Annotated in this window: 3 protein-coding genes; all 3 read right to left on the bottom strand. The window is 39.9% G+C overall.

Annotated elements, in window-relative coordinates:
- On the bottom strand, window positions 1-3,554 hold a 3,554-nt coding region (locus tag DBR11_RS03325; RefSeq protein ID WP_108550200.1), incomplete at its 3' end, for a DUF6443 domain-containing protein.
- Between the two features lie 12 nt (window positions 3,555-3,566).
- Window positions 3,567-6,770, bottom strand: a complete 3,204-nt coding sequence (locus DBR11_RS03320) for a hypothetical protein (protein ID WP_158275194.1) — start codon at window positions 6,768-6,770, stop codon at window positions 3,567-3,569.
- A gap of 593 nt (window positions 6,771-7,363) precedes the next feature.
- The gene (locus tag DBR11_RS30505) at window positions 7,364-7,492 is read right to left on the bottom strand and encodes a hypothetical protein (protein WP_255564053.1); all 129 of its coding nucleotides are present in this window, start codon (window positions 7,490-7,492) and stop codon (window positions 7,364-7,366) included.
- Window positions 7,493-7,595 lie beyond the last annotated feature (103 nt).

The following is a 7,595-nucleotide window of genomic DNA, read 5'->3' as shown; positions in this document are numbered from 1 at the left end:
GTCCATATGTACTTTTGAACTGTAGAACCATAAGGAGTTTTTATCAATCCACCAACTCTTGCTTTATCATCTACAGCATGGTACAAAAGAGATCTAGTTGTTTTAGCATCAGAAATTACAAATATCAGATTTCCATTTGAAGACATAAATGCATCTCCTGTAAAAGATCCAATAAATTGTGCAGCCAGATTAAAACCAGCACTTATAGGGTTAAATTTACCTATATAGTTTGTATATGAAAACTTTGATATGTCTTTCTTTAAAAATTTCCAGACCGCTAACTTATCTTCAACTATTTTTTGAAACTCCAACACAGCTTTCATATTCCGGACATCAATAGTCAAGGGGTTATCATCCAAAAATACAGAATTAGTAGGGCTAGTCCCTGTCCTAAATTCATTATATAAAGATGGATCTCCAAAGTCAAATAGCCAACCAACATTATTATCTCGAATTTCATAGTCGCCATTAAACTGAGGGCGAGAAGAATTTATAATTGCTTTATAGTAATCCATCGTGTCAGGTCCTTTTTTCTTTTTAGGTGGATCATCTTGATCTCCCTCAGATTTTGTATTTTTGTTAAGACCATAGTAAGTTAAAACATCATCAAAATCTTTATCTCCTTTTTTATATGAGCCAGCTTCTCCAGCATACATTCCGTCAACATCGATAAATCTAATAGGATTATTAACAGCATAGTTATATGGACTATTTTTTCTACTTAATAGAGCTAAAGGATCTATAGTACTAAAACGTCCTATCACAGGATCATAAAACCTTGCCCCATAATCTAATTGATCTAAACTCAGCTCCGTTTGTTTCTCTTTGCCATTATACCTGTATAAGTTATTCGGGCTTGTTCCCTTTGCATTACCGGGATTCATTTCCAGTCCAAAAGCATAATAGTCCTGCACCTGTGAAATCTCACCGTTCTGTTTAACCATTGCCCTGGTATTGCCCAGATGGTCTTTTATCATGTATTCATAGGTATAGCTGGAGCCTGGGATGGCCCTGCCTTCTTCGGTCTGAATGAATTCTATCGTATTATTACTGTATTCTATACCGCCTATGTAATCCCGGATGCTGCTTCCATAAACCTTTCTCAACTTCTGACCTGTCGCATCATAAATGTAGTTCAGGGTTTCTCCTGTACTGGTCTTGGTGATGGTTTTTGGCAGGTTCAACATATTGTAAGCGATTGTAATTCCTTTACGGCTGTCTGATTTCTGGTTTCCGTTCTCATCATACTGGTAGTTGCTGCTTTGGGCAGCGGTACCCGCATCTGTTATTCCCATCAGCTGGTTCCCTTTTACAGTTCCGTTGGTATAATTATAGGCAAAATTATTGAAATATGCCGTAGATCCATTGGTTCTTTTTAAGGTATTGATGTTACCCATCACATCATAGCTCAGCTCTTCATTGAACTTATCAACTGCCCCTGATGTCGCATAACCCGCTTTGGTTAACCTGTTTAGATTGTCATAATCATACAGGTAGTTTTGTTTGGTTTCTGATAATCCAAGACCCGCAGGCACTTTGGTTTTCCAGTTCATTCCGCTGATGTTTCCATTAAAGGCATTGGTCCGGTCGGCGTAGGTCAGCTCCATGCCAAATATGGTTTTGGCATCCACGGTATTGGGATCATTGACCTTAGTCATCCAGCCTCTTGAATTGTAAGCATAGGTATTGCTTTGGGTAAAATTGCTGCCATCTGTACTGTGTACGGATTTCTTCAGCAATTGCCCAACTTCATTATAATCCAGTTTACTCAGCACCACTTCCGCTGCTCCATTGATGGTTTCAAAGGAAGCCAGTTTCCTTCCCATATGGTCGTATTCATAGCGGTTGGCAATGGTGGTTACTGCAGCACCCGCATGGTGCACTCGGTTACTGGCCGTGAGTTCTCCTGCAAAATTGTAGGTGTTTTCTATTTCATCGTAATTGTTCGCACTCACCGCTCCACCAAGATAGTGCTGTTTATAGATCTTTACTATTCTGGCTTCTTCATCGTAATAGTTCACTGTCCACAGGAAATCGTTTGCGGTGTTCAGTACTTTTACTTTACTGGCCGTGAGCAGGGTTTTAAGCTTCTTGCTGTAACTGTTGCTTTGGTTATTTGGAATTCCCGGGATACTGTAGTCGTCATAGTAATTGATCAGCTGGGGGTCTGTTCCATTTTGTGGAAAAGCCACATTCGTATAATCTGCTGCTGACCTGCTTTCCCAGAGTATGGTTTGCCCGTCCACCAGACCTTGTAATGCAGCCCGGGAAAGCGTGGTGGTATTGGTATAAATTCCAGAGCTAACGACCCGGCCAAAGGCATCGTATTTACTGTATACCCATTGTTTGTTCTTGCTCAGCAAACTGTCCTGGCTGAGCACCACCTGATCGAGTTTGTTGTAGACCATCCGCTCCCATTCTTTGCCCGGGATCTTTTTCTCAATAAGCCGCTTTCTGCCGTCATAATGATATCCATAGATAAAGCTTTTAAATACAGCATCACTCTCGGTAAAACTACTGATCGGGCTTTGACCATTCTCGTTGACGGCCGGCGGTAATACATAACGAAGGTTGCCCAGGTCATCATACACATAATAGGTCGACAGGGATTTGGTATCGGTTTCCCAAATCCGTTTGAGCACCACATGGTCTTCAAAATCTTTGTATTCATCAGTGGTACCGCCTTTAAGATTACCCTCTACCCAGTTCTCATCCTTTGTCGTTGTTTTGTATAACTTCCCGGCAGCATAGGTACCTGATGTGGCCCCGTTTGCAGTCACTGTCCACAGTTTAACTTCTGTGGCATTGGTACCATAGCCCATCACCACAGTCCTGCCGGCTAAGTTGGTCCGGCTGGCAGCAGGCTGCCAGATATCTCCTGGGGCACCTTGCTCCAGCACCCGATTTAAAGGACTGGCTTCAAAGAGGGTCTGGCTATAGGGGCTCGGGATGGTCGTATAGTTTTGCCCGGTCTGAGTATAAAATGTCTTTTGGGCACTGGTGCTATAGCCACTAGCTCCGCTTAAAGCATCGGGTCTGTAGCTTCCAGCTGTACCACTCGTGCTATAAGGAAGGTATTTGGTGGCTTCCCTGCCAAAAGCATCATAAGCCAAAGGCTGCACAACATCCTTAAAGCTTGGACTGCCTTGAGTAGTCACCGTTTGAAGCGGACGTCCAAGTCCATCAAAATACTGGACGCTTTGGTTCACCTCACAAACGTTCCGCTGGGCATCTATATTTGCATCTGATACATTCGGAACTTTAAAAACCCGGGTACTGATGTAATTCTGGTTTGCGCTGGGTACACCGGCAAATGTCGCACAGTTCTTAAAACTGATCCCTGTGATGTAAATTCTCACGTTTTTACCAGATGGAATATAAAAACCAGGTTGTAAGGTGACGCTCGCTTTACCTGTAATTTCTGTTTCGTTGTTATAAATATTTACAATGTTGTCCTGCACCTGGGCATGCGTATTTAAGGCCAGGAAAAGCGAGGCCACTGCCGCAAAGGAATATTTGATCCGCTTTGCCATGTTCTTTGATCTTGTTTTCATATGGAGCGCTGGTTAGGGTTTATAGTGATAGACGTTGTTTTTCAGGATGTTTCCGTTCTGGTCCTTCACATTCTTCAGCCGCTGGAATTCATCGTATTCGTAGTAAGTGGTCTGGCCTTTTTCGTCCGTACTACTTGTTATACCAACTAAAGGATCATGCGTATAAGTTGTTACCTGTGCATCTTTTAATCTGCTGTCAGTACGGAGTGTATTCAACAAGATTCTCAGTGAGGCATCACCCGCAGCGATGGCATTATCTATCTGTGCTTGCGTAATAACGCTATTCACTGTTGTGTAATCGCTATTGACAATTTTAGCTACCGGGTAGGATTGCATATATCCCCATAAAAACACCGTTGTTACACCATCACTATTTTTAACTGTTGAAATGTTATTTTGCGCAGTATAGGTGACCTCTGTTTTAGGATTGTAATTAAGCCCGATTATTGAATTTATATCATGTAATACCGTATCTGACAATGCAGCATTCTCGTATTGATACATTGTTATGGGTTGAGCAGCGGCATTATACTTAATAGCCTGGCCACCTGTAATTTTACCGTTTACCGAGATTTCCTTTCTGATGGGGATATTTATGGCCTGGGCTTGTATTAATGTATTGATATTAAATCCTGGGACATTACTATAATCTTTTGGGTACCAGGTTTTATTATCTGTGGTTTTTCCGTTGCTGTTGCTAAACCTTGTATTAGAAAGCAAATAATTACTGTTATAATAATTCTCCGATTTTGTTTTTAAGGTATTTCCACCTGAATAATTAAATGTAACTGTCGAATCCAGCAGGTACCATTCTGTAACAAACATTCCGGGTTGGATCGAGAAAGTCTTTACAGGCGATTGTATTACATTTGGTGTCATTTTTATCCCAAAAGTATTTTTATAATTTGTCGCGTAATTTCTATAATAGTTCTGTTCTTCAGTTAACAAACCATAGCTCAGGTCTTTTTTTTGTTCATAGATTTTTTTGTTCAATAATAACCCACTCCTCCAGGATCTCCCGGTATTAGCCGGAATAGGATATGTATTATTAGGTATGGTCAGAAACAAATTATCATTTGAAAATGTCAACTCACTTTTGAAAGAAGATTTATTTTCATCATAATATTCGGTTACATTTTCATACCTTATAAACTGACCATCTGTGGTTGTTAAAGGAGCAGTGCTGCTACTGATAATTCTTGTGACCGCGGGCAGACCACCATCACCACAAGGAATTAGGGGATTATGATTAGGTAAATTTACAAGAGTCCCACTGCTTACTGTCGAATCATTGAAATTGGTATACTTAAACGATTTTGCGATCTTATTTCCTAAAGCATCCGAGTTAATAATCTTGGCAACTCTGAGTCCCCCCACAATAATGTTTTTTAAATCCGGATTTTCTAACCAGCTCATAGTGACTGCAAACTCTGCATTTGGGAAATCAATGGTAGGTTGTATAGTAGCTGTTATTTTATACTTACCAGGTTGCAAAATAAATGGCGTTTGAAGGTCACTTAACATCATATTATTAGATGGCTTAGTGATTCCTGTGATAACCATTCTTACAGGACATTTTATTGTATTATATGGACCTGAATATCCAGGTATTTGAAAGAATATCATGCCCGGCTTTTTCATATCAGCAATCGTAAAGGAATCTATATATATTCTGGGATTAGCCTGAACATAAGCACTGCTTTTATAAAATGCATAGGACTGCCCTTTCAATCCAGAATATTGATAGCCCTCACTAAGCCCGTTAAGTGTAAAGGTATTGGCTACATTACTTTCATAAGTAAATTCGGTGCTCCCTCCTGTAGGATAAATAATTTTTTCTAATATTCCTGCCTTTGCATATGCTAAGTCGATCGTGCGGTCTGCTCCACCAGCATTGCCAGCTCCATTGCCCGTCTCAATAGAGGGTGTTAAGCCGGGATTAGCCGTCTTGCCATTATAATAACCCCAGTAATCCTGTTGTGGCGACATCCGGCTTACTATGGGTGTCGTATTGTATTTCAACTGGTAAGTAGCATCTCCATCCTTTACCAGATTTAACCTTAAACGTTTGTTGGCAATATCACTAACTTGTAAACCTGGGGTGTTTACCGCTGGAGAATTATAATAGTCATAGGAAAACGAGATGGCTTTGATCAGCCTGCCATCTTTGCGTTTTACAATAATGCTATCCAAACTTTTGGAACTGCCTAATGGAGCTCCTATGGCATCTGCTCTTTGCAAAGCTGACTGTATGAAAAAGACATCTCCCAGATCAGTACTTATTTTTTTTAGAATGGCTTTACTGGAAAGCATTCTATAAAAGGAGGCGTGTCTTTTCCCGTCAGCCTCTGAACAACCCGAAGCACCTTTAATATCTGTTGTTTCGCCACCGCTACCAAAATCCATTGCATTACTGTTATCGTAGTAATATTTAATGTTGCTGTTTGTGAGGCTAACAACATCCATTAATTGCCATGAACTATAATGCTGACTCTGATGGGTTTGATTTTCTGGCATTGAAGCAAGCCCACCGGTAAGTTGAATGTCATACTGATTCAAAAAACGCTCCCTGCCTGTTCTTAGTACATCTGCCGATGTACCGAAATAGGCAGATGTACCGTTGGGTAAAACAATCCGCCATCCTGTAATTTCCCCGTTGGCATCTCTTGTACAGCTTATTTTTAAATTTTGATATGGAGCTAAGACAAAATCATGTAATTCCTGATCAAAATAAAACTGACCTGAATAGCCCATGACTGAAAAGAAATACATATCTGGTTCTACATCCAGAAAGCCAAAATTTGCCTGATTATAGAGTAATTCATAACGTTCTTGATTATTTGCGGGTAAAGACAATATATATTTAGCTGTTTTGGTCGTATTCATATACGAAGTTGAGCCTCCCAAATCATCCGGTAATCCATGCACTACCCGGGATATACTGCCACCTACATTTAAATTCCATCCTGTACCTACCCAGGTAGCGCCTTCTTCTACTTTAATTCCGGAAGCATTATAACTTAGCCCTATCGGTATTTCGAGCTCCCTGTGTTTCAGGGTGTATAAGGGTATAGAGATTTCGGGAACACCAGTTGAATATCCTACTGGCATATCAATATACTTCCCCAAACTCCCTACCTCGGGTGTTACAGGGGTAACATTTGTCAATGTTACTGGGTTTAAGTTTTGAGCGGCAGCGGCTAAGCAATGTGCCATCAAATAACAAAGCAGTATTATTCTTTTGTTTTGCATAGTCTAATATTTAGATATTATAATATTGGCCAATGTAAAAACACTTAGTGCAGTGGGACTGCACTAAGTGTTTTTTTTAAAAAAAGAATAAAAAAATAAATCAATTGATTGATTATCAGATAAATATTTTTTTTAAAAAATATATGTTCGAGTTCTTCTACTCAGGAAAGGGTACTGAACTCGTCAGGTTTACCATTTACATTTCTGATTACCACGTCACTAACATTGTGAATCCAACCTAAGCCTACCCTTGAAGCGATTGATCTACTTTCACCCCGAATGTACTACTATATTGAAGGTCTGTAGTCATACTCCATTGGTTATCTTCAAAGGCACAGATAGGGATTTTAAAATTTGTATAGCCTGCTTGAAGCCAACATCTAAGATTCCATATTTCGATAGTTCTGCAGCATTAGAAGCTGAAGGAATAATTACTGGAAGTTTATTGTATGTGATCTGTACGTTGGCTAAGTTTACAATACAGAACAATAAAGCAATGTAGATTATAGGTGTATATCTCATATTTTAAATCTTGTTTTAGTATTCTACGTGAACTATTATCGGCTTGCCAAATCCTGTTTGTTGCCGCCAAATGGCGGTTCAAGTTCTTTCGATCCATCAAAGGTAACTCCCGTTTTCTGACCAATTCCATCAAGAATACCAAAACTGATAAAGCGTATTTGCATAAACAAAGAACCCCGACTGATTAGCCGGGGTTCTTTGTTTATAACGCCAATAGTTTCCTATACATAAGCCAAAAAAGGCTAACAAACTAATCCTGGATATAGG

Origin of the sequence: Pedobacter sp. HMWF019, assembly GCF_003061025.1 — a bacterium.
GTDB lineage: Bacteria > Bacteroidota > Bacteroidia > Sphingobacteriales > Sphingobacteriaceae > Pedobacter.
This window is presented reverse-complemented; position numbering and strand designations above follow the sequence as displayed.

Coding starts and splice junctions, on each gene's coding strand:
- DBR11_RS03320 (WP_158275194.1), bottom strand. CDS start 6,770: ATGGCACATTGCTTAGCCGCTGCCGCTCAAAACTTAAACCCAGTAACA.
- DBR11_RS30505 (WP_255564053.1), bottom strand. CDS start 7,492: ATGCAAATACGCTTTATCAGTTTTGGTATTCTTGATGGAATTGGTCAG.